This window comes from Oscillibacter sp., from assembly GCF_031978065.1.
Lineage (GTDB): Bacteria > Bacillota > Clostridia > Oscillospirales > Oscillospiraceae > Oscillibacter.
The window spans coordinates 1-26,781 of the sequence record NZ_DALZCH010000009.1 but is presented as its reverse complement, the minus strand read 5'-3'; the positions used below and the strand labels follow the sequence as shown (position 1 = coordinate 26,781).

Sequence of the window (26,781 nt, the reverse complement as noted above, 5' to 3'; positions counted from 1 at the left end):
AGTAAAACCTCCCATCATAAATGAATTTGTGGCACATGGTCATCCCGCTTGTGACCCTGCGCCTGCTTTTTCTCCTGCAGCTTCCGTCTGCGCTTGCGGTCGATGTGATCGGCAGCGATTCCTGCTGTTCTGTGATAATCCTCCCGGAACAGATTTTCCAGCCGGTGCATCAGACGAGTGGCGGCCAGCAGCACCGAGGGATTGCGGTAGCTATTGATGTTGTCAATTAGGTACTGCGCATATTGGTTTCCCTGCTCGGCGGAGGCGGTCAGCCAGCGGACAGCCGCTTCCATATCCTTTGAAACATCCTCCCCTTGGAGATAGAGCTTGCCAAGCTGGTAAGCCGCATACTCGTTTTTCTTCTCTGCCGATAAGATGAACAGCCGGATTGCCTCACCGACATTCTTGGGAACACCGTCACCGGATAGATACAGCTTCGCCAATGAGTACCCAGCGTAAGCATTACCGAGGTCGGAGGAGAGCGTAAACCATTTGACTGCTTCCGGAACATTCTTCGGGATATCCGTACCGGCAAGATAGAGCCTGCCGAGCTGGTAAGCGGCGTACTCATTTTTTTGTTCTGCAGCAGCTGTAAACATAGCTACTGCCTTTGAAATATCTTTCTCCACATGAGTTCCATCCCGGTACAGCTTACCGAGGGCATATTGCGCTCCGGCGTTTCCGGCCTCGGCTGCTTTGACCATCCAAGCTACAGCCTGCTCAGGATTTCCGATGCCTGTTTCCAGACACACCTTGCCCAGCAGATATTGGGCATTCGCATTTCCGAGCTGCGCCGACTTCTCCAGATAGGAAACCGCAGCCTGCACATCCTTTTCCGTGCCGGTTCCAGTGTAAAACATCTGCCCGAGGCGGTATTGTAGCTTGTCATCATGGCTGTCCTTTTCCAGACGATAAAAGCCGGAAAAAGCAGCTTTGAAGTGCTGATCGGAAGCAGTGGAATTCACTGGGGTACCGACACCGTCACGGTACATCTTGGCAAGCTCATAATCCGCATAAGGATTTCCCTGATCGGCAGACAAGGTATAGAGCCGGAGCGCCTGTGCAGAATCCTGCGAAACACCCTGACCACGGTAATATAAACAGCCGAGGGAATATTGGGCGTATTTATGGTTCTTGTCCACCGCCTCCTGAAACCATGAGGCTGCCTTTCCATAGTCCTGTTCCGTTCCAAGACCGGCGGCATGCATTTTTCCGATACGGTACTCCAGATAGGGCTTCGGCTTTTCTGTTTCTGCCGATAAAAAAGCCGCAAGCGCTTTTTCATACCATGCGTGTGCGGCCTGTAAATCAATCTCACGGCCTAAGCCATCGGCTAACATTCTGCCGAGATCGTGCATGGCAAGGGCATTGCCGGATTCCGCTTCCAGCAGAAACAGTTGGTATGCCTTATCAAAGTCCTGCGGTACATCTTCGCTGCCGTAGAGATGTTTTTTCCCCAGCTTGTATTGCTTGTTCCACTCCGCACGAAAGATCACATCGGCAGGCTCCAGAAACACATCATCTGACTGAACATCCGCAGGCTCCGGCAGCTCCGGTTCCGGTGCGGCTTCATCCTCAAATGAGAAATGGTGACTACCAAGCTTTAACGCTTCGGCAATCACCATATTTTTAATGCTCTTAAATTGTTTCTGTTGGGAGAGCGGAGGAAGATGCGGTAGCTTATTTGAATAGGTCTTTAGGATTTCATTCTGCCAGTCGTTCCATGCCCGATACAGCTTGTCGATCCGTTCCTCCTTGGCAAGCTCATCCACGATGCGGTCGATGATGGCTTTCACATCGGATTTGAGGTATCCGTACACCTTTTTGCCTCCGGTATTTTGAAGCCGCCGAGCCAACAACCGCAGATCCACTTCGATGGCTTTGTTTTCACAGACACAATCCTGAACTTGTGAAAGCAGTTCGGACATCACATCGGCGGCACCCTGCTTGAGCTGACTTCGGGCTTCGTTCTGATGCTCATAAATATGGGCGAAGTCCTGACGGAAAATATCGTGCGCCAGCTCCGAGCGCATAGCTTCGATGGCAGGCTCGGTGAGGAAACCGTCATTGTCCTTGGCGGAGTAGACCATGAGATGCACATGAGGATGATGGCTTTCATTATGAAAGGCAGCGTACCAACGGAGGTTCTCGCTGTCGATTTTCATATGCTTGCAGAGCATGGCTTTTTTGCTGCGGAGTAAATCCTGCCACTGCTTTCCGCTGTCGTACCCAAGTCGTGCGGCATCCTCCCGACGCAGGCTGATGACATGAGTCCAGACAGCGCCCCTGTGATTGCACACATCCTCCTGCACCTGCGCCAGTACCACCGGCACTCCCGCATCGGTAAACAGGCCATGCTCTCCAATCCGCTCCACACGGGGACGGCCTGCGATATATTCCACATAGTTTTCCCGCTTGCCGATGAGGTTGAGATTCTGTTCCAATGTCAGGGAGATGAATTCGGTTGCGTTGCCGATGGTGGGGTTCTCACAGTAGTCGGCGTACTCCAACATATCCTTGGCGGAGGGAATGTCACGAATGAGCTGGTTGATGAGCTGATGCTGTTTTGCCGTAGCCGGGAGTAGCAGCTTGCTCTCATCGATCTTTTCCACACCCTCATGGGTTCCGATGTACTGCACATAGTTTTCAAGCTGGGCTGGCGGGGCATCCCGCATGTATTGTGAAGTGAATATGATTTTAGGCATGGCGGCCTCCTTTTTGAATTTTGGGTAAAAGAAAAGAGCGACCACAGTGATCGCTCTTTTACCACATTTTTTCGTTTCTTCCATACAGTTGCTTTGTAACATCAACTTGAATAGTCTCTATTTGTCTACCCATAATTATGAAGTTTTCTATTTCTGGGGGTGGTAGTGATATAAGAGACTTATTTTCAAGCAAAAGATATTGCTCTCGTAGTTGCATTAGTAATCTACCCAAGGCGTTTACTCCAACAAAGCTATCATCTTCTTTTTTAGCTCCCCAAAAAACATCCTTTGAGGAATCTTCTACAATTGTTTTCCCAACAGTAGATTTGAGCAGTTCTCCAAAGTCGTGCCAATTACAGAGTAATTTTGCCCTTATTGCCCACCGCATTATCTTAACACGTTCTTGTTCCCAATCGGAACGTGTTAGATTAGCATACTTTTTGCTGACGTCCTTTGCGTACATGGGACTGTGCTGTTTGATAATCTGTTGTTGTATTTCTGGATGGTTAGGAAATCGACATGCTTGATAAAGTGCCTCGGCAGTTAAAAAATGTATATCATAGATATCAATTTTATAGTTTGGAGCCATATTTGACAAACCGCCAAAGGCTTCTGATGTTTTTCTGAATGCTATGCAATTGCTAATATTATATGTTCTGATTTGCTCATTCCCATACAAACATATCACCGCCATTCTCATTGGCTTTACGAGGAAGCAATGGATACCATTTACTAAAAGGATGCCACGGTTCAGCATTGGCATCTCCCCACCAAAATGCTAATGGACAGTTATTTGACATGTTCATGTAAGTTGCAAAAAATGCACCAAATCCAAAAGAAATCCTATTATCGTAGCCCATGGGTCTTATAAACCGTTTGTTATTATCACTAAAGCTAATAATTTTTAAGCCAGCTTCCATTAACTCTTGTTCAAGAATTGCTCTACTATCCTCTGACGTGTAGACTCCACCCGAATAGATACTTTCTCTAAATAGCCTGACCTTTTTCCCAGGAGTCATATCTGATTCATCCTTAAGGGTATTGATGTAATCAGAAACATTTTCACTTTCATATTCTTGTGGCCATAAACATTCATAAGAGTGATTTCTGCCTCCAGAATTTTGAATGGTCTTGCATCTCCAAATATCAAAATTAATATTATTCTCTTTTATTGAATCCTTTAAGCTTTGCTGAATCCACCACTCTGCAAAACTATGTACTACCATAAAAATCGTGTTAATAGTTGAACCATTAGGTACTTTCCTTATTAATTTTTCCATATCTTTGCGCACAGTGTTTCCAGAGAACATACAGTCATCTACATAAACAAAAGATGTTGCATCCGAATCGCAATCCTCAATATCAATTCCATATAGATCCAAAATAATTTTGCGTGATTTCTTGTACAGGCGATCCTGACTGTTACCCTTTGTCTGACAATTTAAAAAAATAGTATTGGAAATGGCCTGTTCTATATCCTTGCCCCAAATCTTTGTCGAAGAATATATCCCAGTTAAGTATTCTTCAATATTTTCTTTTGAAAAATAATACTCATTTAATAACTTAAAGGTTTCCTGTAAAATAATTTCATGATGGTTATCAAATTGAGACACCCAACGTTCGACATGGGATTTGTCAAACTCAACATTCAAACAACCTTTTTTTCTATTACGAAGTCGATATTGCTCAATTATATTAGCTATTTCTTCACAGTAGTCTTGCGGCATATAAAAACCTCCAATCAGAAATCTAATTTATATAATTATACTACAATCACCGACAAAAATCATCAAAAATGTGCAATTTATGAAAAACAGCCTCCGCTTCCGCAGAGGCCGTCCATCTATGTTTCCTTACAGTGCACCGAGCTTTTTCAACAGCTCCACGCAGTCCCTTGCACCCTGCACATAAAGGTGTTGACATTCATGATCCGCAATCAAATTGGTTTTCTCAAAGTAATCAGTGAGGATTTTCTGCTGTTCCTCCGGCAGTGATTTGACGATCTGATTCGCCTGTGAGCTGAGAGCCTTTACTTCGGCATAAAGCTGCAGCTCGCTGTCATACAGAGCTTCCTTGCGCTTTTCGATAGCGGCTTCCGTCAGCTCACGGATTGCTATTTCAAAGATTTCACTTTTCTCCATTTCATTTTCATCTCCTTTCCCAGCACTACAATGCTGTACACCAACATATAAATGGATATGCTTTCATAGTCCATACCCAAATAGAATAAATTCACCTTACATTTTTAGGTTCGCCGCTTTTGGTAGTTATATGCATCCTCGAAATCAACCGCACCGTTGATCCGCTTTACTTCCTCCACACATTTTAAGTGTAGGCTTTGGAGTGCCTGCTCGTCAACCGAATGGGTATACGCCACCACATGAGAGAGCTTTGACAACTCGGTAGCAATTTTGAAATCCATTCTAGCCAGACGGTTTTCCGTATCCCGGATGGCGCTGACGAGGACGGATGATAAACTCTGCAGCAAATAGTTTTCGATTTTCTGCGAGGTAAGATACCCGCAGTAAAACTTCAGCGCCTCGGTGACAAATTCATTTCTGGATTTCACATTGGCCTGCTCCAGCAGCTCATCGCACCGATCCAGCACTTCTTTTTCGATATAAAATCCGGTGCGGACTTTTTCCGGTTCTTTTGCCATACTGCCTCCTTTTCTCTGTGAATTTTGCCCCGGTATGCACAGTAAGCCCCGGAAACACCGGGTTTTCCTTGCTCTATTCTGAAACCAGCATAACAAATGAGGGCTTTGGTCAGAAAGTTATGTCATTTTAGAATCCCCGAACGGCTTTGCCGGTCGGTGTTCAGGGGAGTTATGCTGCCAAAGCAGCATAACTCCTTTAACCTGCACCATTTTCGACCCAACCGGAACGCCCTCATTCTGAGCCTTTATCGCCTTATCCGGGGCTTTTTCACATTTCCTCCACACGGGCGCAACGTGGGCGGTATCTTGCTGATTGGTATCAGGCTGCCACCCTGCCTGCCAAAAGGTCACACAGCGGGGCACCGCCGCTCACACGCCCGGACTGCGTTTCTACTTACGCCTGCCTATTGTCAGAGCCACCAGTCGCAGCAGGGCGAACCGGTCTTTTGGGTTTTGCAGCGGCCTCACGGGAGAGCTTATCGTCAATGTACTCACGGGTGGCCTGCGGAACGTGCTTTTCGTAGAGCTTCTGGACGGTATCCTCCAGCTCCGTCTGCAAATCCGTATCCTTTTTGCCCATGTGATAGGTCAGGGCATCCAGCTTTTCACTGTCAAAGCTGACTGTCAGTGTTGCTTTTTTCATGATACTTTCCTCCGTTTCATTTCATTTGGGGTGACTGTAAGGGGGTATCGCCCTCTTGCGCGACCCATTTTTCATAATCCGATACCGGGCAGTACCCGGCAAGCATGGACGAGAATTCCTCCAAGCGGGAGGGCTTCACCTTGCCCAGCTCCATCTGCAAACCGTAATAGCCGTTGTAAACCTTGACCACCTCGGCATCCAAAATATCAGCCCAAGCCACTTTCCCGGCATCGGTCAGGGTATGCTCATCCAGCTCCACAATGGTGGCAGGCTGTACCTCCACATCCTTGTGAAGCAGATGGATATCCTCCCAATGGAGGTGGAGTAAATCTTTCAGCCTGCTAACCGGCTCAGTGGATTCCGGCAGCTGCTCCGGCTCCGATTCCTCCGGGTGACCGCCATACTGCGGACAGAAGTTGAGGTAATAGCACACATCAATGGCATTCTCATTCAGCTCGACATCTGCTACGGCTTCACGCTCATGAAGCATATCAACAAGAACATTGCAAATTCCATCGTTGAATTCCAGATTGATTCCGGTTTGTTTTTCAAGCTCATCAAAGGTGAGAATCCAGTTTCCCTCCGTTGTATTCTGCGTTCCGGAGGACACGATGTAATCCACCGCCTTCGTCAGTTTCTGATTAAACTGCTGCAAGACCGGGAAGGTCAGAGCAGAAATGTCGGGAACATAGGAGGCATACCGGCAGTAGCCATAGCCCTCCGATTCCACCAGTAGTCCGTCCTTTCTGCCCTCACCAGTGAGCAGCAGGCAATGATACACACCGCCACTGTCGCAGTGCATCTGATCGATATTTTCCTGAATAAAGACGTAATCCCTCATAGGCTTTTGCAGCACTACTTCAAAAACATCAGCGGGAAGCCGAATGGTTTTTGATACCTCGAAGCTCCGCAGATTGAAATCTGAAGGCTTCCGTTCAAAAATTGCTTTCATGAAATATCATCTCCTTTTGTCTATTTGAGCCTGCCGTAAGCATAAAAGTGGCTGCGCCAATAGCGGCTGTTTAGATCCGCATAGCCGATTGGGCTTCCACAGTGCAGCATCTGACCGTTCCCAACATAGATTCCGATGTGGCTTATGATTCCGGCTGAGGCATAGGTTCCTTGGAAAAACACCAAATCTCCGGGCTTGGCTTCCTCACGGGAGATCACCGCACACTGATTAAAAATACCCGATGCCGTGGTGCGGGACAGATAATATACGCCGGATTTGGAATAGACCCAGCACACATAGCCGGAGCAGTCAAAGGAAGTCTGCGGAGAAGAGCCACCCCAAACATACGGGTAGCCGATATATTTTTGGGCTTCCTCCATCAACGCCTGATAGGTACCATCGCCCATCTCTCCGGGATATTCCCCATCCTCCGCACCGGGGATGGCTCTGCCGTACTTGGCATGGGAGTAAATCTGCTGGGCATTGATCCAGTTTTCCTCTGTAATGGTTCTGGCGAGGGAGCTTTCAAGGTTTGCATATATCTCATTCAGATCGGTAATGGGAACAGCCACCGTGTAGGTTTCCTCCGTTTCATTGCCGTTCTCATCGGTAACGGTGCGGGTGCGTTCCTCGTAGCGGACAAAGCAATCGGCAAAGGCTCGGTAATCGGAAGCATTTATGCGCAGATTTTTAGCGCCGAAATACAGAGAATAAAAAATTGATTTCATGCGGGTGCTGTCGATGCCACCGCTTTCGATCATGGGCGTAATCTCAGATACAGCTCCGTCCAAATCAGAAAAGCTGCCCCGCATATCCTCAATATACTGCCGGTACTCGGCAGGAACCTGCGACGAGATACTGCCTCCGTGAAAGCTCAAATCCACAGCAGAATTGTTGTGGTCTGCGGTACCGGACAGCAGGCTCATAATCATAACGATAATTAAAATAAACGGAGTGAGGATGGCTGCGATGACCACGCCCACCGCTTTCCATGTCCGTTTGTCGGTGGCTGCGGCGATTGCCGCTTTTACCGCAAGGGTAATGGTTGCCGGGTCTGCCATCGGGGATCACCACCATTTCTGCTGCCAAAGATTGAATTGGGCATCCTCCGCAGCCTGCTGCTCCTGCGCCAGACAAATGGATTTCTCCACCGCCTGATCCAAAAAATCCGTATCAAATCCTGCAGTTTCATAGCCCTCGGCAATGGTGTGGAGATAAAAATCCGAGGGTGCGCCGAACTCTCTGCCGTCATTCATGATATAGACCATCGCATTGACCGGTTTGCCGTTCAGCTCTACCTCCAGCATTTCCTTGCGATAAAAATTCGGATATCCCTCATAACGGTCGAGGGAAAGCTCATCCTGCGGCCTGATTTTCCATAGAAGCACAGGCACGGAGCTGCCCTCCAGCGGCTCGATGGTTGCAACGGCACCACGGCTGCCGCCACGGAACAAAAGCTCATATCCTTTGATTTCACCGGCTCCCACCACCTTGGCAGTGGGGCAGCGGAATGCCATCTGCGGCAAATGAAGATTGCTGCCATAGGCAATGTATAAGCGGGTTTTATCCATGTTTTCCTCCTTACATTCGCATAGTAAAAGCCGGGGCATCTTCTGCCTCGGCTTCTGTTGGTTCGAGAGTGGTAGGCTGCACTTCTGTGGAAGTCTGCCGTGCCTGTTCCAGCTCTTTTTCTTTTTTCTGCCGCATCCGTTCCTTTTGTTTTTCTGCCTGTGCCGGATCACGCCAAGCAATGCAGCCGTCCAGATTCTTGAGCAAATGCTCACGGGCGGTCTTGAATTCATCTCCAATCAGCCCCAAGCGCAACAGCCAAGTCCGAAAGGTGTACTTTTCGTTAGTGGTCTGTGTCTTGATTCGGCTGGCACAACGCTGATTGAGCGCCTGTGCGGATATGGCCATGCACAGCTGAATGTAGGCCTTGATTTTCCCGGCATGAGTGGTTCCGTTGAACAGACGAAACTCCACCGTGCCTTTCTGGAACACTGAATGAAGATTCAGGCAGTGGTACCGGCTGTCGTCATAGTGAACGTTGCTGCGGCTTTCGCCGTTGTACCAAATTCGACCGACCTGATCCAGTGTCCGGGGCTTTCTGCGGTTGAGTTCCTCCAGAAACCGGTTATCCACCGGCTTGCACCAGCGGTGCTGTCTGGCTACCGATACCTGTAATGCTTTGTAGATCAAGTCCTCTTTGGCAGCCATGATATTGGTGATATTCCGCAGGGTATTGGCATCAAATGGCGAGGCATCCACATGAACATGGATGCCGCAGGAGCTGTTGGCAATGGCACCGGCCTCCCGGAGCTTGCGCACCAGCTCCTGTACTTTTTCGATATCCTCCCAACGGCAGATGGGGCTGACCATCTCGGTTTTGTATTCATCCGATGCTGCTACGGTCTGTCTGCCGTTTTTTCTCTGTGGTGTAATACTGGCATCGCTCATGAATTTCCACTTGCGCCCTTGGGAGTCGATGGCAGCATAGGTGTCGTAATAGCTGCCGTCATACACAGCCGTTGTACCAAAATAGGCGGCTGCAATATCGGCAGCAGCCTTGCGGGTAATGCCTGTCAGCTCCACCTCAATGCCGAAACGCTGGGCTTTCATGTCCATAACTTTCACCTCTCATTAACGGCCACCCGCCTTTCCGAACAGCTTCGCCTTATGCTCCGGAGCGTTTACCATCAGGTTATACCGCTCATTGCCGCATTTGTAGAGGCACACGCCACGTTGGGGGTAGCGGATCAGGTTGTATTCGCTCTGTTCTAACTGGAGGGTGTCGATATAAAACTTTGCATCAATATTTCCGGCATTGAACAGGAACTGATGAGTCGGGATGCTGAACAGGGGCTTGGTGTATTCCCGGATACCCTCGATATTGAAGTCCTCCAGATTCTGTGAGGCGATGATCACGGCTGAGTCCTTTTTGCGCACACGCTTGGAGAAGTTACGGACGTATTCCACGGCGGCGAGGTTGGTCAGGAACAGATAGAACTCGTCAATGCTGGCGGCGGTGTTGCCGTTGGTCAAAAGCTCGTTGCTCATGTAGGATAAAATGTTGAACAGCAGGGCGTTTTTCAAGCTCTTGCTTGCCTGCAGCAAACCTTTCACTCCAAAGGTCACAAAGCTGGAATCGGTGATATTGGTATGTCCGTCAAAGAATTTCGACTCCGCACCCTTGCAGATGGAGTGCAGCCCCAGCAGGATATTCTGCAAAAGCTCTGCGGTGTAAAGCTGGCGGCTGTTCTCGTCAAAGGTCTTGTATTCTTCCTCAATCAGCCCATACAGATCCGACAGGATGGGATAGTCCTTGGCAGTCAGCCGGTCGAATTTGGTACTGTCGCTGATGCCAAACTTAGCGTATAGCTTTTGCAGCATGATTTCGATGGTGTCGATTTCCCGGTGGTTAAAGTCCTTGTATGTCCGGAAAAAGTCCTTGAGAAAGGAAATATGTTGACTGAGCTTGCTGCTGATGCGGAAGGTCTGCGGCGCATCCTTATCCTCCGGGCTGCCGTTTTCATCCCATGTTTTCGGTTCCAGCACATTGATGATGAATTCACCAGACATGAGGTCAATAAAGCAGCCGCCGAGATTTTTGGTCAGATCCTCGTACTCCATTTCAGGATCGAGTGCGCGCACATTCATGCCGGATTCCCGCAGATTGCACAGAATGAGCTTGAGCAGATACGACTTTCCCTGACCGCTGTTGCCGAGAATCAGGATGTTTGCGTTGGTCTTGTCATCGGCTCGCTTATTAAAATCTACCAGCACATTGCTGCCGAACTTATCTCGCCCCACATAGAAGCCGCTGGCATCCGTTTTACCGGAATAGTTGAAGGGGTAGAGGTTCGCCACACTTGAGGCCGGAAGAACACGCTCGAACTGGTCACGGAACACATTAAAGCCGCTGGGCATCACGCACTGGAAGCCTTGCTGCTGGCGGAGCATCAGCCGGTCTACGTTGAGCTTAGAGCGGATCAGCTCGGTCATGACCTCGGTCTGCAGCAACTTGAGCTGATCCAGATCGTGTGCGGACAGCTCGATGTACACAGCCGAGTGGATGAAGGGTTCCCTGTTCCGGTGCGCCTGCGCCACGATAATGGCCACATCCTGCAGATTGCTTTCGGCCATAACGGTCTGCTGCAGATCATTGGTATTGGATTTGTTCAGCCGGTTCTTATTGGCGGCGTTGATGATGATTTTCTTTTCCTCCACCGGCGTGACATGGCGGGTATAGATGCGCAGGGTTACACCGTCCTTTTCTCCCAAGTGGCGGAGGATTGCCTGTTCCTCGGTGGCGGTGGGATACTCACGCAGCGCCCAAACGCAGCGGTAAGTGTTCCCACAGATGAAGTGATCGGTGTTGAATTTAATCACCGAGGGAGCAATCATATCCAGAAACTCTTGTATTCTGGCATCCTCCTGCGGTGGGGATGGGGGCTTTCTTTTTCTTGCCATCGGCGTTTCTTCCTTTCTGGTTTGGATTTGGGGTATAGCAAAAGCCGCCACATTTCGTGACGGCTTGAAGTAAAATGATTCACTTTGATAGAGAAGTGAGGTATAATTATCTTCACAATTAGAAGAACGGTATTCAAAAATACAAGTTATTTATTATGCTTCATAGGAGGCCTTATGAAATTAAGAAAATACAAACCGGAGGATTGTGTTGTGTTGGCAGAGCTTTTTTTCAATACCATACACTCCATAAATGCGAAAGATTATACAAAACCTCAGCTTGATGCTTGGGCAACAGGAAATGTAGACATATCTGCTTGGAATAAATCTTTTTTGGATCACAACACAGTTGTTGCGGAAATAAATGGTATTGTTGTCGGCTTCGGTGATATGGACGATAAAGGTTATCTTGATAGACTTTATGTCCATAGGGATTATCAAAACAAAGGTATTGCAACCGCTATTACAGATAGTTTGGAGCAGCAGGCCATTCTTGATGGTGTTTCTCTTTTTACCACCCATGCCTCTATTACGGCTAAGCCTTTTTTTGAAAAGCGAGGCTATCGTGTCGTCCATGACAATATAGTTGTTCGTAATGATCTAAAACTTACTAATTTCACAATGGAAAAGAACTGTGTGAACGAGCAAGTGAAACAGTTAAGGCGGTGATGACTATGCGTAAAGAAATTGAAATACAGGGTTGTGTAGAAATTCCCGAAAGCCTCTCATTTGATGAATTTTATGATAAATTCATTGCCTTTATAGAGGCTAACAACTGGTCATTTGGAGGCGGGATGAATGAAATCGTTGACGGCTTCTACATCAATTCCGATGGAACTAAAGGAAAACACGTTTTAGACGAATCTGAGGAAAAATAATTTATGGATCATTACAAATCATGGGCAGGACTCAAAAAACAATTAAATGAAGCCCTGTGTGACACATTAAAAAACAGGGTCACCTACTTTCTCACACGGTATCACGAGGTGCATAACTCCTATGGCAGAGCGGCCATTCTACTTGATGGAAAAGAGCTGGTCTGCTTTTCATGGATAGAAATGTATTATCAGGAGAGGGACATTACACCTTTATACGATGAAATGCCCGGTTCTCCCTATGAAGAGCTTGTTGAAAAAATGAAGCCTACATGGGATGCCAACTGCACTTATTGTGAAATGGATTTTTTAGAGGCGGTTCTTAAATTTCGCAATATGCCGATTCAAGAAGCTCTTACATCCGAAAACTATATCATAAAAGTATTGGCGATTATGGATAGACGTGTCGGCAAAAGGACACTCTCAAAAATCCTTGAGGACGAAGCATATAAGGATTATCCCGCTTGGGTACGTCAGTTTTACGAATTACGTTTATCTCAAATGAATTAAAACGATAGGTAAGCGGAAAGCCAAGGTAGAACCTTTTGGTTTTCCGCTTTTTCTCACTCATTCAAGATAACCCATCGCTCCCCATCGAAATCCTCGAATTTCTCGGTCGTGACATTCTGCTCGAAATAAACCGCAAGGATGCGCTTGATGTCCTCCTTGTCCGCTCGTTTCACCGAGAAGCCCTGCTCTTTCATAGACTTCTCAATGCGGGACAGGTACAGGAACACCTCTTTTTCCTTTTCATTCCGCAGGCGGATCAGGATTAAAAATTCCCTTGCTGTAGCCATCTGCACCTGTATCCGGTCAAGGAAGGACAGGTCTTTTTCGAGGAGCTTTCGCACCACAGGGTTTTGCTCCTGCTCCATGCGGCTGTGGAGAAACTGCTTGTTGTCCTCGAAGTTTTCCCGGCTGTTTAAGCACAAAATCTCGATCTCGGCGATTCCCTTGAGAACAGTCATCAGAGCATAGATGCGGGTGCTGATGCTGGCCTCAGACAGCACCGATATGTTGCTGGGCTTAATGATGAAATATACCAGTTCTCCGTGACCATAGGTCTGTAGGCTGTACTCGGTGATTTCCTTGGTACCAATGAGCTGCCGGGTGGAGGCTCTTTTTTTGGCTTCTGCCTTATCGTTCCTGCGCATTGGGCGTGTACCTCCATTCATAGAATTGCTGCTTGGTGATAAAAAAGGCACAGGCATACCGGAGAAAATCCAGAATGCTTGTGCCCTCAAAGCGGATGGTTAAAAAGGCGTAGACGGCGGTCAGAACAATGGGCGGCACAAAGCCCAGCTGGGAAACCGCAAGCACAGAGAGAAGCAGCGCCACACCGATGATGCCGATATCCCGCAGCTGCCACAGCCATAGGGTTGCCTTTGCTCTTAAGTGATCGGGGTAGATATACATGAAGCACCTCCTTTACATCCTCATGGAAAAACTGGAGCCTTGGGTCAACTCCGGTTCCATTTCTTTAGCAGCATAATGCACATTTGGGGAATAACAGGACTCATTCAGCTGCTTGGCATAGCTTTCGGCCTGTTCCATCGACTCAAATTCCATCGGCTTGCCGTCATGCTTGCACCAGCTTTGGGCGGCTCCGCACACCGAACCGGCGCTGCGCATCGCCCATACGCCATATTTCTTTTCCATAGCAAAACCTCCTTGGATTTGTTCTGCGGATATCTCCCTGACAGGGATACCCAGCTTTTTTGCTTCATTAAGCTCCATCGCCATCCCGGTGGAAATCCGGCTCCCACAGATCCACAGCTCATCACAGGCCTCCAACACACGATGCCCCATGCGAAGACCGGCTTCTCTCTGGACAGAATCGCTATCATCCAGAAACTGCGGGTACAGAAGATGAACAGCCACCGGCGTACAATTCTGCTCCATTGCATACTGGCAGGACGCCTTTGCAAACTCCACATTCTTCTGCACTTCACCGGCGTAAGGTGAAGCGATATAGACCAGCTTATTCTCGTTCATTTCGCCACCGCCTGTACTACTGTTTTAGTCATGTTCACCGCTGTCTGCGCCGCATACACCGTACTCATGAGGCTGGCTTTGGTGCTGGTATCCAGCCCGAACTGTCCGGCAATGCGGGGGATTTCACCGGCTGCCAGCATCAGGCCAAGACCCAGCAGGGCATGGTCTTTGACCACCATGAGTCCGGCAATCAGCACGGTTGCCTGCAAAAACGCCGTCAGGCATAGGCCGATGACCTGCTTGCTCCATGAAACAAAGCCGTCAATATAGCCACGGGGAACACTAAACATATACAGGCTTCCCACAGCAATCTGGATGAGAAGGATGCCGCCACGCTTCAGGTTGGCGAAGAACACCTTGATGACCGCATAGCCCATGAGGATCAATATAAAGATCATCATGATCGGGCTTGTAATAGCAGACAAGCCGCCGAACACATTGCTGGTCATGGCCTGCTCCAGATTTCCAGCATCCTGTAGGGAGGCGATAATGCCTTGGGCTACCGTTCCGAAGTCGGTTCCAAGGCCGGTAATCCCGGCAGTGAAGCTGCCCTGCAAAGATACCGACAGCTTATACAGCTCCACCGGCACCGTGGTGAACAGCCCCACGGCCATAAAGCCTTTGATGGCGTTGAGGGCGGTATCCTTGATGCTGCCTCTGCCGGACTGAGACTCAATTCCGCATTCAAAGGCGGCCACCACAAGGCCGACACCGTACAGCGCCCATGCCAGATAGGAAAAAAACAGCACGATGGACTGCACCCAGCTCATTTCGAACAGGTCGGCTCCCATGTTTCCCATCTGCATAAAAAAGTTGCCGAGAAAGCCCACGATCTGACCGTAGATCCAATCTACAATCTGACCGAGGACAGTGTCGGCTACAAAATCCCATATGAACATTTGAAGTGATCAACTCCTTTCACAAATTAATAATTTATGCTCTCCTAAAAATAGGGGATTGTAATTGTTGCAGACAACCTCCTGCGATGCTAAAATTGAAAAAATATGATTGCTAAGGAGAACCATGAATGATAAAAGTAATAGCACCAAGCATTATAAAAGAGAACCATCTATCGGATGCTCTACAACTCTACAAGCTGCTGGTAGCGGAAACCGTAAAAGAACATGGATGCATTTCTTATGAGCTATTTCAGGCGCTTGATGATCCCAATAGCCTAACCTTGATTGAAGAATGGGAAGATGAAGAAGCGCTGCATCACCACACAGAGACACCTCATTTTATTGATTTGGTCGGAAAACTTGCGGAATATGAGCAGGAGCTCCCTGTTCATATCTATAAAAAATTATTTTAGGCACTTATGACTTGACAACCCGCTTGTTCAGAGCTTTAATACCACACAACGGAGGCCGCCGGAATAATTTCAAAGGAGGTATTTGTGTGGCAGATTACAAAAAGCTCTACTATAAAATATTTAACGCAGTAACCAATGCCGAGAAGCTCGTTTCTCAGGCTGCTGGTTTAATGCGCACTGCCCAGCAGGAGTGCGAGGAAACATATATAGATGCAGACGATACGCCACTGCGCCTGACGGATAAGCCGGAGGAGTAAATCTCCGCTACATCCCCAGCACTTGCCAGATGTATAACGGGGCTGTTAATGTGAACACCAAGCAGGCAAACAGGATTGCCGGAGCCGCCCACTCGAACTGACCATGTTTCCGATAATCAAAATAAGCCGTGCCTAATTTGGCAAAGAAGAACACGGCCAGAATCAGGTCTATGGCGGGGAACACCACCTTGTTGACCACGGTTTTGATCTGCTGGGAGGCCGTTGTCCACGTTCCCTCAATCGCCCCTGCCACATCACCGGTTCCCGCTGCATAGGCCGTTGTACTGAACATCAGGCACAGCAGCAGAACCATGCACAGGAGCATTGCAATTCGTTTCGATTTCATTGATTTTCCACCTTTCATCATAGGGTTGAAAACAGCAAGACCGCAGCTTTTGATTGGCTGCGGTCTTGTTTTTTCTCTGTTTTTAATGGGGTTTCTGCGGCGCAATATGCCAGTCCGTCCATAAACTATCCCGGATGGTAACGCTGTCCGTGAGATTCATGGAGAGCATCCCGGCGGGTGTCCAGCTGTCTATCAGCCATGTGTATGAGGTATAGCTTCCGTCCGGGAACCAGATGGGTGAAAAATGAGTCCTGCGGCTGTAGGTACTGTAGGAATTCTTCTGAAACTCAAACCGGGCGCTGTAGCCGGAACTCATGCGCTCTAATAGCCTCCAGTAGGTCTGATACCCGAATTCCGGGAAGTAGGTCACCGCAGTCTGCGCTCCGGTTACCGCCGAGGACTGGTTGGTGCTGACTCTGGCAGAAACCGTTTCATTGATCCCGTAGCCGGATTTCATGGCCTTGCTGCTGGATGTGGGGCTTTTATCATCGGGCTTAATTGCCATGCTCGCCGACAGGCTGGCCTGATACCGGTCAATGTCAAACTCCCACCAGCCCTCATCGACCCATTCACCGTCATCCTCCCAATGACCGCCGCCGTCACCATCGCTGTACCAATGCCAGTCGCTGTGCCATACCCAATGCTCCTGCCACCAAGGTCGCCACATTGTCCAACTGGTGGAGGTCTGCTGCGCCTTGTTGGGAACAGCCGATTTTCTAAAGCTGTCATTGCGGTCATCTGCCACAGGATTGGGCGGAGGATTCTTATCAAGGTCAACGACATTTACGTTAATTGTCGCCTTGCTGGAGCTGCCGCCTCTGGACACAGAAACCGCAATGGTCATATGCTGCGGGGTATTTGGCGTTGTCCAGCGTATCCATGCCAGCTGGCTGTCGCCATCGGGATAGTAGCTGTTGCTGACCCGATGGCTTCTGCCATTCACATAAAAGGTGGCGGATACCGGATGATCCGGATCGCTCTGACCGCCGCTGACTGTAATCGCTGTGATAACCTCAGTATTGACCCGGTATTCGTAGTCATATACCGAAACATTGGGCGGCTCGGCAGGCTTATCCTTAAAACGCACAATGCCAAGACCGAGAGCTGCTTTAATATCCGCATTGGAGGCTGCCTTGCTTCGACTTCCCGACCATGCCGGATAGCCGAGATCCGCCACCTCCAAGAACATGGCCAGCGGCAGATTCTTATGAGAAAGGGATACCATTTTCTTTCTCAGGAGACCGCCGACCTGTTCGTCATACATGGCGGCTTCTGTGGCTGTGGTGGCAATCATCACACCCTCGAATTTGTAATAGGCGATGGGTTCCAGAAGTAACTTGTACTCGCCACCGATTAACACATCAAAGTCCATTCCAGTGAGACCGGCAATGCTTCGAATCACCTGTTCATCCGTAAAATAACTTTTGATGGCGGCAATATTGTTACTGCCATTGGTGCTGATAATGCGAGGGATAGACTGTGTTGGTTTAATTGCAACATAACCGCCTTTGACTGGTGACGGTGACCTGCCACCGTTATATTGCAGCTTACTGACCTTTCCGAAATTGTAAATTGATGAGTTCGGCGGTTTGTTTGTTAAGTCAATCGGAGTTGTGACAATAGCGTGATCATCAGATCTCACTACAGTCACCCGCACACCCTCATTACCCGGAGACCACGAGTTGATGCTGGTGCCATCTCCCATGCCACCGCCGCCTCCATCCACATTTCCATCACCAACGGCATAAACGGAAGCAGGCGAAATCAGACAAAAGAGCAATATCAGCGATAAAAAAGCAGAAAGCAATCGTTTCATTTTTTCTCCTTTCCGCAACAAAAAAAGCACAGCATAAACTGTACTTTTGTTGCAAAATTTTTTTAATCCATTTCGCCAATCTTGTTGCCGTTTTCATACATATCGTCAGCGTTTATCACCTGATTGGCACCGCCGTCCGGCACGTTATCAAATCCCGGCAGGCCACCGCCGCCCTGCGGCTTGCTTTCCGCAGCCGGTTTCTTCTCCGTATCCTCCGGCTTGTATTCTGGCGGCTTTGCTGGGTTTTTGTTATCCGCATCCTTTGGCAGCTCAGGCTTTGCGGGAACTTCCGGCTTTACCGGATCGGGCTGGAGCTTCTGCTCCGGCAAATCGGTTTGGGGCGGCAGCGTTTCCGTGCTTTCCGACTCCGGTGTGGACTGTGGGGAAACCACCACCTCTTTTTTCTCTGTGTTATTCTGTATATTAGGAGCCACATCCGAAGAGCTAACCGGCTCCTGTGAAGAAGCATCCGGTCTTACCGGTTCCTTAGCAAACCGCATTCCGATGGCAATCACCAACGCTATGCAAATCACCGCAGCGCCCGCAATGGCGAGCCTCCTTTTTGTTTTATCACTCATATAAGCAACCTCCTTCGAGAAGTGTAAAATGTTACCTCTTTGTATTTTTCACCATACTACATATTTTTTCGGAAGTCCAGACAATTTCCCGAACAGTTAAAAGACCTCGGTGTATCCCGCCTGCACCTTGAGTTTGATCTTCATGGGAGTCAGCTCCTTGCCGCCGAAATAGACCGGTACCTCCAAAAGAATCACCGCATCCGCTTCAAAACGCTGTGCGTTTTGAAGGGAGGACGGAGCCAGCGGCGCATTGCGAATGGTGACGTCCAATCCGGAGAGTTTGTATTCCAAAGCATCCCCAGCATATTTCACATGACTGCCTCCAACGTTTTTTGTACCGAGGACACCATCCATGTAACCATAAATATCGCCGGTGTTCACGCTGTAGGAAAAGGAGGATCCGTCCGGCTGGTAGCCGCCGCTATAGCCCTCCCGCACACCGTGATACACATCGGCGTAGTTGTCGTTGACTGTTACAATAATGGCATCCTCCAAGGCTTCTTTTACACCGGAGGCAATGATATTCAGCCGAAAAAACTCCATCACGCCGCACAGGATAATTACAAGCGCCAGCGTAATGGCTACCACCAAAGGGAAGCCGTTCCCGGCCTTATCCCTGAGAATGTGTCTTAGTTTGGTCATTTGTGGTACACCTCGCTTTTCCCGGATGCCTCCGAGCGCAGGGTGATTGGGAACGAGCCAAACCCGCCGAACAGCCCGATGTTCCTATCCAGTGTCAAGGTCACGGTGATTTCCTGATTCAGCTGGATAGTACCGGTCTTTGACCATGAAATCCGGGGACTCAGCCCGGTCTGCTCGGTAAGAACTGCAGCACGGCGGCTGGTTTCGCTGCCCACCCTGCCGGAGATTTCCGCCTCTCGGCACAGCTCGGTGGCATAGGTGTCCAGTTGATTCTTTGCTATAAACACCGGCAGCACCTGCACGGCCAGCGCAATCACCGGCATAGCACATAGGACGAGGACGCACACATCAATGTAGCCCTCGCCACATTTGGATTTTAAGATTTTCTTCATACTCACCCCTCCCTAAAACATCCCGCCAAGGGATTTTATGATCTCATAGGCAATGATGGCCAGATAGGTAAAGAGGAAGCACATCAGCATGAGAAAGGAAACTACACGGATTTTTGGCGGTATTTTCTGCGCTTCACCTTTCAGGCGTTGCAGCTCCAGCTGCTTGAAATCGTGCGCCAGCATCTGAAAATACACCGTACTGTCATCGCCACGCAGCACACCGATAAGACCTCTCACCACATCCGATAGCATGGGCGAATTGAGCCTTGCCTCAAACCGGGTAAGGGCAGCCTCGTAGCTGGAGGAGCGCATATCCGCTGCCAGCATGGTCAGCTCCCCGGCAAAGGCTTCCCCGGCGTTTTTCTTGTAGTTTTCTATGATGGCCAACACATCACGGGAGGCTTTCAGTTCCTGTTCGATGTTGGCAACAAAGCGGGGCAGCTCCTTTTCCACCGAGGCTCGCTTTGCAGACAGCTTTTCGTCTGCCTTTTTGGTTTCCTTGAAATACACCATGACCGCAAGGAACACCACAACCGGCACCAGCAAGGGAAAGAGTAAGCCTGCCGGAACAGCCAGCAGCAGAATCACGCCGGATTTCACTAGCGCATAGGCCTGATAGACCTCCGGCTCCATGTTCATGCCGGTGGCTTTCAGTACATTTTTCAGCCGATGCCAGCGGTATTCATCCATGCGGATAAACTTGGCGAGCTTTACCGCCCACGTCATGAGGTAGGCTTCCAAGCTCCTTGTCGCTTTTTTCTCTGTCCTTGTGGTGTTCAGCATGGCCTTGGCGGTGCTGAGGTATGGCAGGCACAGCAAATCCAAAAGAAGAAAGAACAGCCCCGCCGCTAAAGTGACTCCAAATAAAAACAGTAATCCCATCACCATCACCTCCTGTATTCAATAGGCTTGGTGAGCCGTATCACGCAGGCCGTAGATATAAAAATCAGGGCAGCACTGATGGCCAGAATGACCTGCCCCAGCGGCGTATGCATCAGCGTATCGTACCAGCTCTTGTTTAACAGATACATCAGCGGAATGTTGCCGATTACGAAAATAACCATGATAATAAATTCCTTGCGGGGTTCAAAGACGAGATATTCAAGCTCGCCGTTGACAATTCGCATATCACTGAGCTTGCTGACGATAGGAGTCAAGGTAACTTTCAGGCTGCGGTCGTGCTGGCAGTCGCACAGGGCATCGCACCATTCCCGGAACACCTCGTTGTCGATTTTGGTGCGCAAGATTTTAAGCGCTTCCAGCGCATCCGGATCAATGAGCTTCACCCGCAGGACAAAATCCTTGAACACCTGATGCACCGGCGGGTTTAAATAGTTGAGATTTTCCTCCACAGCCGTGAGGATGTTCTCACTTCTCAGGTAGGCTGTGGTCACAATGGAGAGCGCCGTTTCCAGCTCGGCGGCGATGTCCTTTTTGAAATGGCTGGCGGTGAGCTGCACATACCAAAAGGGCAGCATCATAAAGCCCACCGCCATCACCGGAGCTAAGAAGAAATTTCCCATTACGATAGCGATGGCAGCACCGATAGCAAACAGCAGCAGCGAGCAGGCGCAAACCAGAGAAAAACGATTGCTCCTGTCGGTCATCGCCAGCACCTCCTGCGCCATCTGGATTTGCCGCTTCAAAAATCCCGGCTTTTGGCGGCGCTGTGCCACTTTGACTTCATCCCTGATGGACTTTTTTTCTCTGGTGAGAAAGGAAAACAGCCCATCGGTGAATTCCATCGGTTTTAGGCCGAGTAAAAGAAAAAAGCCTGTAATCATGCCGACGCAGGCCAAAAGTTGAATGGTTGTCATACGGATATTTGCCCTCCTTTCTTCAGAAAATTAATACGCTCCTGCGGCATCCCGTTTTCCAGCAGCCGTTTGCACAGGCTGTCGGAGATGGGGTTGACCGTTACATGATGTCCGGTAATAAAAAACTGGTTGTCCTCATAGCGGTTTTCGGTAATCTCATACCGGAACAGGGTGCGATAATTCCGGCTGTTGTCCGGCAGGATTTCACACTCCATGATCTCCATGAGTCTGCGCTGCTTGTTTTCTAACTGCTTACAGAACACGACAATGGGATAGGCCTCAGTCACATAGCCCATGAGGGTTTCGTCTGACATATCCACGGCTCGCTTGCACAGGGAAACCATGCGGCGGTAGGTGGATTCGCAGGAGTTGGAGTGAATAGTGGTGACCACCGCCACACCGGTTCGGGCTACCTCTTGAGCGGCGTTGGCTTCCTCACCACGCATTTCCCCGACCACGATGATATCCGGGTTGAAGCGCAGGGAGATGTCCACAAGGTCGATCTGCTCAATCCGATACAGCTCGTTCTCGCTGTTTCGGGTGAGGGTATGCACAACAGAGTTGCTGACCCTGCCGTTCTGTTCTCGAATGAGGGAAAGCTCCCGGCTGCCGTTTTCAATGGTAAAGACACGCTTGTTATCAGGGATAGTGGTTAAGAGCCACCCTGCAACAGTGGTCTTGCCGCTGCTGGTGGCTCCGGCGATACATACCGAAATGCCGTAGCGAATAAACTCCGAGAGCATATCCAGCATTTCTCCGGTTGCCGTGCCGCCGTCTATGAAGTCCTGCTTTTCCATGTGGTTGGGATTGACGATACGAATGGAGGCCGCAGCGCCGACATTGGCATCCACAATGGGGCTTTTCATCACGGCAATGCGGATGTTTTCCGCAAGGGTACCCACCACCAGCGGAGACTGATCATCCAGAATCGTGCCGGACACATGAAGCATACGGCGCAGCACGTTGATGCAATGTTCGGGGCTGTCAAAGTGTTCCCGCAGCTTTTCGCAGTGCCCACCGGCATACTGGACTTCGATATCCCGCCAGCTGTTGATGTCGATTTCTTCGATTCCGTCCGCAAAGATGTACTTGGTGAGAAAGGAATACTCGGCCATTTCCGTATACAGGGCATCCACCAGCTGCTGGGGTGTTATGCCTTTGACTGCCACACGGCTGTCTTGCACAAACTTGGCGATGTACCGCTTAATGTTGGCCTTGGCTTCAGCGGCGTTGCCGTCCGACAGTAGCTCGCTGTGCTGACCGGCGATATATTCCTGTACCTGCTGCAGCACACTGTGAAAATCCCCGGTTTCCTGCTCCGGAGTAAAAAATAGATTATGTCTGCTCATACCTCAAACACCTCCCTTGCGATTTTTTCAATTTCCCTGCGAAAGCCTTTACTGTCTTTCAGGGATAAATCGGCGAACAGATTCCCGGCCAGCACCTGTACCTCCAGCTCCGGGGAATGTGGCAGCGTAAACACAGCGCTGCCCAGCACCTGCTCCATGTTCTGGCTGGCCTCGTTGGGCTTCACATTGCTGACCACCTTGTACAGCTTGTCGAAGTCAAAGCCTGCCATCCGCAGATATTCCTGCTGGCTGGACAGGTAGCTCACCGATTTCAGATCGCAGTTTATGAGCCGCAGCACCGCATCAGCCTCCAGAATGGCGATGGTGGACAGCTCGTCAAAATAAATGGCGCTGCCGCAGTCGATGATGATATGGCTCTCCATATCACGCAGAACGCCCACCAGTTCCCTCAGCAGCTTTTCGTTCACCGGGGGATAGCAGTTTTCGTTTTCTCCTTTTTGCAGACCGATGACCGCCAGATGGCTCATCCGCTTATGGGTGTTGCAGTTATTTTTCACCAAGGACTCCGTGATGGAATTGGTAGCCAGAATACTGCGGAGGGAATGATCCCCCTCCAGCTCACCGGACGGACAGATGCAGGGAAGCATGGGCGTGGTGCAGTCGCAGAGTAGCAGCACCACATTCTTTTTTCTGTCTGCCAGATATTTGGCCAGCTTCACCGCCACAGTGGTCTTACCGCAGCCGGGGCTGCCCCAAACCGCCATCACCTGTGCGGTGTTATCCGGTTCCATGTCCTGCGGTTCAGGATCGTTTTTACGGCTGAACAGGCCGCCTTTTTTGAAGTTCAGCATTTACTCAGCCCCGCTTTCCACCGGTGGTTCCACAGGTGCTTCCGGCTGACTGGCATCCTCGCTTTCCTGAGATTCCGGTTCCTCTGGATACAGCTCGGAAAGCGCCGCATCCTGCGCTTCGGTAAACTTCGCCGCATTTTCCTTGCTGCCACGGTAAACAAGGGACACGTGAAGGGTACCGTCCGCTTCCAGCTGGGCAAGGATTTTGCTCTGCTCCGGTGTGACCAACAGCGTAACGGTGGCAGGCAGCTCCTTTTCATCCGCATCTTCGGCTTCTTTCTGTTCACCGGTGTTTGCATCATAGCCGCTGCCTGCGGTGACAGCGATAACCTCCAGATACTGCAGCTCCGGCGGGATCACTGTCACGCCCTGTTTATTGTAGTCCGGGGCAACAATAGACACGATATCCCCGGAGATCAGCTTGCCCGACAGTCCTGCTGCAAAGCTCTTGACCGATACGGAAATGGCCTGCTTTTCGCCGGTCAGGCTGTAGAGATAGGCATTCTCCGCAGCCGGGGCATCGGCAATTTTGGAGGCGATGATGTAATCTCCCGTCGCTAAGTCGGCGGAGGCAAACTTCCCAATAACCGTATCCATATGCCTGACTACGTCCTCCGGTAGATTGTAACCGCCCACCTCCACGGTCTGCACCATGTCCTTGGTGATGGCCTCCCCGATTTTTATGGGCTTGGTCACCCGCATGATTTCGGTTTTCTGGCTGATGCTTTGGTTAAACAGCGGCGTGATTGCAAAGCAAATCAGAAGCGACAGCACGATGCAGATCACGCCGATGACCGTTCTATTCTTGAAAAAGCTCATAGCTTAAGTCCTCCTTTGATTAATTAAAAATGACTACTGCGCAGTATATTTTCTGATCTTGTGCCTGCGGATAACGTGTGGAATGCCAACAGCCGCAGCCACAGTTGCAAGCGGCAGCACCACACACAACAGCTTCAGAAAAGTTCTCTTATTTTGATTTCTCATATCATCCATCCTTTCACGAAATGAAATAGGCGTACAGACAGCCCGCCGATAAAAAAGGTGCAAGAGGGAAGACTTTCTTCGCCTCTCGCCTTTGTACCCTGCAAACAATCCGGTATATAGCTACCTAGATGAGCAGCAGGCTGAGACCAGCCATTGCCGCAAGCAGTCCTTTGGGCAGACCCAACACAAGGCCGCAGGCCGCCATCAGCTTGATATCGCCGCCGCCCATGCCGCCGAAAAACACGGCGGCCAGCAGGAACGGCAGGGTAATCAGTATTCCCAGCAGCTTGACCGGTGTAAATCCGATTACGGAAACACCTACGATTCCAAGACAGAGCCAGTTTGGAACAATGCGTTTTGTCAAGTCCGTTACCGATGCCGCACACAGCAGTAGGGCAAAAATGGCCGCCTGCAAGACGGCCAGCTTATCCGGCATAATTGAACATATCCTTAATTCGCTGAGTAAGAGTGGGCAGCACGGTTTTGTCAAAGAGCAGATACAATCCGGCCAGCACCAAAGCGCCGATGACCACCGCCATTAAAATCTTAATGGCGGTATCCACGAAGCCCTCAGCGTAGTTATTGGTGAGTGCCATTTTCGCCTTGATCGCCAGCATATTTGCCTTATGAGTTACCTTGTTCACGATTCTATTCATGGTGTCTTACCTCCGATTTTTTTGTTGGTTGATAGTATTCTTACATCCCGCCCATCTGCATGGGCGGCTGGGTTTGCTCCGGCGGGGCTTCCTGCGCCTGTACAGGAGCTTGGTTCATGGCTACGGCTTGCTGGTAGCTGTCCAGCACCGCTTTGTGGAGCTGTTCCCGGAACTCCTTGGTCACCGGGAAGCAGATTTCCTTGTAGCCGTTTTCTGTCTTACGGCTGGGCATGGAAACAAAGAGACCATCACGGCCTCCCTCCACCACCTTGATGCCCTGGATACCGAGGCATCCGTCTACCGTTGCCGAAGCATAGGCACGAATGCCGCCGCTGGCTCCGGGCGGGTACATGGAATTGATTTTCACTTCTACATCGGGCATGATTTCTTTCTCCTTTCGCATTCTGGCAATAAAAAACAGCCCCTTTAGAGCTGCATGGTCTGTGTCTGTTCCGGTGGCTGGAATGCAATTTCCTGAAAGCCGAAGCGGTCACAGTAGAAGAAGCTGCTGCCGTTTTCATCATACAGCTCCAGCACATCCGACATAGACAGGGAATGCCCCGCATAGCCGGGAGGATGATCCACATTAAATTTGGTGTACAGCGCCTCCAGATTGGTGGTTTCCACCTCACCGTCATAGACGGTCTGGTAATCGGATATCTGAGGTTCCCCGAACTCCTTAGAGAAATCCGAAAGGCTGATGAAGCGCATCCGAAGATCCGATTCGGGCTTTAGCTGCCATACACGGCAGTTTTTCAGCAGCATTAATTCTTGGGAATCCCGCTGCCCATTCATAAGGCGGTCATATACACCGCCTGTCCACTTCACCTCCCCAATGTCCTTTTGGCGGCTGAGAAAGGCATTCAGTTCCTCCGATTCAAACAGAGGATCGACCACCGCCTTGCCGCCGCTGACATAACCGGCAGGGTTGCCGTAGTACAGAATAATATCTTTTTCCATCCGGATATTTCGCATTAGAATGCCTCCTTTACGTCATGGTCAGGCCTCCGTTCTCGGGATTGCGGAAGGCTTCCATTTCTTTCTCCGTGGGATGGAGGAGCCTGCCATTTTCCATTTCCAGCACACAATAATCATCCCGGTCGCAGAGCATGATGCGGTGCTGGTAGGGCTTCTGCATCTCTACGTAATCCAATGCCTCCTGCTCGGTACAGAGCCATACTCCGGAGGCATAGCGGCCATCAGGCAGAAAGCTGTAGCCGCTGTATTTCGGTTCATGATTCTTCAAATCCAGTGCCCCCACCGGCCTGATTTGGGAGAGCTGCAGCTTGGCGCTGTCCGGCAGAAGCTCTGGCTTGAGGATGCCGATGACCTCACTGCGGTTTTTGAGCGCAACCTCCCCGGTGCGCAGGGATACCAAAAAGACAGCCGAGCCGCTGGGGTTGGCACCAGCTCCGTTTCCGCAGAGGCAGAAGTATAGCTGTCTTTCAGGCGTGTCGTTGCCCAACACGACAACCTTTCCCTGAATGTTGCAATGAGAGCCTGTTGCCGAACAGTCTTTTTCAG

General features: G+C 49.9%; 34 protein-coding genes and 1 pseudogene. 5 read left to right on the top strand and 30 right to left on the bottom strand.

What is annotated here, in order from left to right:
* Positions 1-14: 14 nt before the first annotated feature.
* The 11 genes from mobP3 to RTK01_RS02540 form a co-directional block, all read right to left on the bottom strand.
* Complete coding sequence (gene mobP3, locus RTK01_RS02590) at positions 15-2,705, bottom strand: MobP3 family relaxase (protein ID WP_312279480.1); 2,691 nt, start codon at positions 2,703-2,705, stop codon at positions 15-17.
* A gap of 58 nt (positions 2,706-2,763) precedes the next feature.
* Positions 2,764-3,384, bottom strand: coding sequence for an NADAR family protein (locus RTK01_RS02585; protein ID WP_312279479.1), 621 nt, complete (start codon positions 3,382-3,384; stop codon positions 2,764-2,766).
* On the bottom strand, positions 3,371-4,432 hold the full coding sequence (locus RTK01_RS02580; RefSeq protein ID WP_312279478.1) for a hypothetical protein: 1,062 nt from the start codon (positions 4,430-4,432) through the stop codon (positions 3,371-3,373). The genes RTK01_RS02585 and RTK01_RS02580 overlap by 14 nt, the downstream gene beginning before the upstream one ends.
* A 126-nt stretch (positions 4,433-4,558) precedes the next feature.
* Positions 4,559-4,846 (bottom strand): hypothetical protein, encoded by a 288-nt coding sequence (locus RTK01_RS02575; protein WP_312279477.1) that lies wholly within the window; start codon positions 4,844-4,846, stop codon positions 4,559-4,561.
* Between the two features lie 104 nt (positions 4,847-4,950).
* Positions 4,951-5,364 (bottom strand): hypothetical protein, encoded by a 414-nt coding sequence (locus RTK01_RS02570; protein WP_312279476.1) that lies wholly within the window; start codon positions 5,362-5,364, stop codon positions 4,951-4,953.
* A gap of 394 nt (positions 5,365-5,758) precedes the next feature.
* On the bottom strand, positions 5,759-6,007 hold the full coding sequence (locus RTK01_RS02565; RefSeq protein ID WP_312279475.1) for a DUF6103 family protein: 249 nt from the start codon (positions 6,005-6,007) through the stop codon (positions 5,759-5,761).
* A gap of 16 nt (positions 6,008-6,023) precedes the next feature.
* The gene (locus RTK01_RS02560; protein WP_312279474.1) at positions 6,024-6,959 is read right to left on the bottom strand and encodes a DUF6329 domain-containing protein; all 936 of its coding nucleotides are present in this window, start codon (positions 6,957-6,959) and stop codon (positions 6,024-6,026) included.
* 20 nt (positions 6,960-6,979) lie between these two features.
* Positions 6,980-8,020: a C40 family peptidase gene (locus RTK01_RS02555; RefSeq protein ID WP_312279473.1), complete on the bottom strand. Its 1,041-nt coding sequence runs from the start codon at positions 8,018-8,020 to the stop codon at positions 6,980-6,982.
* 6 nt (positions 8,021-8,026) lie between these two features.
* Positions 8,027-8,530: a gamma-glutamylcyclotransferase family protein gene (locus RTK01_RS02550; RefSeq protein ID WP_312279472.1), complete on the bottom strand. Its 504-nt coding sequence runs from the start codon at positions 8,528-8,530 to the stop codon at positions 8,027-8,029.
* Between the two features lie 10 nt (positions 8,531-8,540).
* Positions 8,541-9,584 carry an amidoligase family protein gene (locus RTK01_RS02545; protein WP_312279471.1) on the bottom strand — a complete coding sequence of 348 codons (1,044 nt, stop codon included), beginning with the start codon at positions 9,582-9,584 and terminating at the stop codon, positions 8,541-8,543.
* 15 nt (positions 9,585-9,599) lie between these two features.
* Positions 9,600-11,429 carry a helicase HerA domain-containing protein gene (locus tag RTK01_RS02540; RefSeq protein WP_312279470.1) on the bottom strand — a complete coding sequence of 610 codons (1,830 nt, stop codon included), beginning with the start codon at positions 11,427-11,429 and terminating at the stop codon, positions 9,600-9,602.
* Between the two features lie 174 nt (positions 11,430-11,603).
* On the opposite strand from RTK01_RS02540, the gene RTK01_RS02535 reads away from it, so the two are divergent.
* From RTK01_RS02535 to RTK01_RS02525, 3 genes are read left to right on the top strand one after another with little or no spacing between them, the layout of a single operon-like run.
* Complete coding sequence (locus RTK01_RS02535) at positions 11,604-12,095, top strand: GNAT family N-acetyltransferase (RefSeq protein ID WP_312279469.1); 492 nt, start codon at positions 11,604-11,606, stop codon at positions 12,093-12,095.
* A gap of 5 nt (positions 12,096-12,100) precedes the next feature.
* The gene (locus tag RTK01_RS02530) at positions 12,101-12,304 is read left to right on the top strand and encodes a hypothetical protein (RefSeq protein ID WP_312279468.1); all 204 of its coding nucleotides are present in this window, start codon (positions 12,101-12,103) and stop codon (positions 12,302-12,304) included.
* Positions 12,305-12,307: 3 nt separating this feature from the next.
* Positions 12,308-12,811, top strand: a complete 504-nt coding sequence (locus tag RTK01_RS02525) for a hypothetical protein (protein ID WP_312279467.1) — start codon at positions 12,308-12,310, stop codon at positions 12,809-12,811.
* A gap of 53 nt (positions 12,812-12,864) precedes the next feature.
* On the opposite strand, the gene RTK01_RS02520 is transcribed toward RTK01_RS02525, so the two are convergent.
* The 4 genes from RTK01_RS02520 to RTK01_RS02505 are packed head-to-tail and all read right to left on the bottom strand — an operon-like array spanning position 12,865 to position 15,195.
* On the bottom strand, positions 12,865-13,455 hold the full coding sequence (locus RTK01_RS02520) for a hypothetical protein (RefSeq protein ID WP_312279466.1): 591 nt from the start codon (positions 13,453-13,455) through the stop codon (positions 12,865-12,867).
* Complete coding sequence (locus RTK01_RS02515; RefSeq protein ID WP_312279465.1) at positions 13,439-13,717, bottom strand: hypothetical protein; 279 nt, start codon at positions 13,715-13,717, stop codon at positions 13,439-13,441. Before RTK01_RS02515 ends, RTK01_RS02520 begins: the two co-directional genes overlap by 17 nt.
* A 12-nt stretch (positions 13,718-13,729) precedes the next feature.
* Positions 13,730-14,296, bottom strand: a complete 567-nt coding sequence (locus RTK01_RS02510; protein ID WP_312279464.1) for a DUF4406 domain-containing protein — start codon at positions 14,294-14,296, stop codon at positions 13,730-13,732.
* The gene (locus RTK01_RS02505) at positions 14,293-15,195 is read right to left on the bottom strand and encodes a conjugal transfer protein TrbL family protein (RefSeq protein ID WP_312279463.1); all 903 of its coding nucleotides are present in this window, start codon (positions 15,193-15,195) and stop codon (positions 14,293-14,295) included. The genes RTK01_RS02510 and RTK01_RS02505 overlap by 4 nt, the downstream gene beginning before the upstream one ends.
* Positions 15,196-15,323: 128 nt before the next feature.
* Here RTK01_RS02505 and RTK01_RS02500 point away from each other — a divergent pair, with 128 nt between their 5' ends.
* Complete coding sequence (locus tag RTK01_RS02500) at positions 15,324-15,608, top strand: putative quinol monooxygenase (RefSeq protein ID WP_312279462.1); 285 nt, start codon at positions 15,324-15,326, stop codon at positions 15,606-15,608.
* A gap of 86 nt (positions 15,609-15,694) precedes the next feature.
* Positions 15,695-15,865 carry a hypothetical protein gene (locus RTK01_RS02495; RefSeq protein WP_312279461.1) on the top strand — a complete coding sequence of 57 codons (171 nt, stop codon included), beginning with the start codon at positions 15,695-15,697 and terminating at the stop codon, positions 15,863-15,865.
* Positions 15,866-15,872: 7 nt separating this feature from the next.
* On the opposite strand, the gene RTK01_RS02490 is transcribed toward RTK01_RS02495, so the two are convergent.
* From RTK01_RS02490 to RTK01_RS02420, 15 genes and pseudogenes are all read right to left on the bottom strand, one after another.
* The gene (locus tag RTK01_RS02490; RefSeq protein WP_312279460.1) at positions 15,873-16,211 is read right to left on the bottom strand and encodes a DUF3852 domain-containing protein; all 339 of its coding nucleotides are present in this window, start codon (positions 16,209-16,211) and stop codon (positions 15,873-15,875) included.
* Positions 16,212-16,293: 82 nt separating this feature from the next.
* Complete coding sequence (locus tag RTK01_RS02485; RefSeq protein ID WP_312279459.1) at positions 16,294-18,027, bottom strand: hypothetical protein; 1,734 nt, start codon at positions 18,025-18,027, stop codon at positions 16,294-16,296.
* Between the two features lie 62 nt (positions 18,028-18,089).
* On the bottom strand, positions 18,090-18,605 hold the full coding sequence (locus RTK01_RS02480; RefSeq protein ID WP_312279458.1) for a DUF6550 family protein: 516 nt from the start codon (positions 18,603-18,605) through the stop codon (positions 18,090-18,092).
* A gap of 96 nt (positions 18,606-18,701) precedes the next feature.
* A complete protein-coding gene (locus tag RTK01_RS02475; protein ID WP_312279457.1) occupies positions 18,702-19,247 on the bottom strand; it encodes a hypothetical protein in 546 nt (181 codons plus the stop codon).
* Complete coding sequence (locus RTK01_RS02470) at positions 19,244-19,639, bottom strand: DUF4320 family protein (RefSeq protein ID WP_312279456.1); 396 nt, start codon at positions 19,637-19,639, stop codon at positions 19,244-19,246. Before RTK01_RS02470 ends, RTK01_RS02475 begins: the two co-directional genes overlap by 4 nt.
* 12 nt (positions 19,640-19,651) lie before the next feature.
* Positions 19,652-20,521: a secretion protein F gene (locus tag RTK01_RS02465; RefSeq protein WP_397352178.1), complete on the bottom strand. Its 870-nt coding sequence runs from the start codon at positions 20,519-20,521 to the stop codon at positions 19,652-19,654.
* Between the two features lie 5 nt (positions 20,522-20,526).
* Positions 20,527-21,456, bottom strand: coding sequence for a hypothetical protein (locus tag RTK01_RS02460; protein ID WP_312279455.1), 930 nt, complete (start codon positions 21,454-21,456; stop codon positions 20,527-20,529).
* Positions 21,453-22,805, bottom strand: a complete 1,353-nt coding sequence (locus tag RTK01_RS02455; RefSeq protein WP_312279454.1) for a CpaF/VirB11 family protein — start codon at positions 22,803-22,805, stop codon at positions 21,453-21,455. Before RTK01_RS02455 ends, RTK01_RS02460 begins: the two co-directional genes overlap by 4 nt.
* Entirely contained in the window at positions 22,802-23,617 is an 816-nt protein-coding gene (locus RTK01_RS02450) for a ParA family protein (RefSeq protein ID WP_312279453.1), read from the bottom strand. Before RTK01_RS02450 ends, RTK01_RS02455 begins: the two co-directional genes overlap by 4 nt.
* Complete coding sequence (locus RTK01_RS02445; RefSeq protein ID WP_312279452.1) at positions 23,618-24,436, bottom strand: RcpC/CpaB family pilus assembly protein; 819 nt, start codon at positions 24,434-24,436, stop codon at positions 23,618-23,620.
* Positions 24,437-24,614: 178 nt separating this feature from the next.
* A pseudogene (locus RTK01_RS02440) lies at positions 24,615-25,037 on the bottom strand (prepilin peptidase).
* A complete protein-coding gene (locus RTK01_RS02435) occupies positions 25,027-25,218 on the bottom strand; it encodes a DUF6133 family protein (protein ID WP_397352193.1) in 192 nt (63 codons plus the stop codon). The pseudogene RTK01_RS02440 and the gene RTK01_RS02435 overlap by 11 nt, the downstream one beginning before the upstream one ends.
* A gap of 79 nt (positions 25,219-25,297) precedes the next feature.
* A complete protein-coding gene (locus tag RTK01_RS02430; protein WP_312279450.1) occupies positions 25,298-25,639 on the bottom strand; it encodes a SpoVG family protein in 342 nt (113 codons plus the stop codon).
* A 44-nt stretch (positions 25,640-25,683) separates the two neighbouring features.
* A complete protein-coding gene (locus tag RTK01_RS02425; protein WP_312279449.1) occupies positions 25,684-26,232 on the bottom strand; it encodes a YodL domain-containing protein in 549 nt (182 codons plus the stop codon).
* A gap of 13 nt (positions 26,233-26,245) precedes the next feature.
* On the bottom strand, positions 26,246-26,781 hold a 536-nt coding region (locus tag RTK01_RS02420), incomplete at its 5' end, for a hypothetical protein (protein ID WP_312279448.1).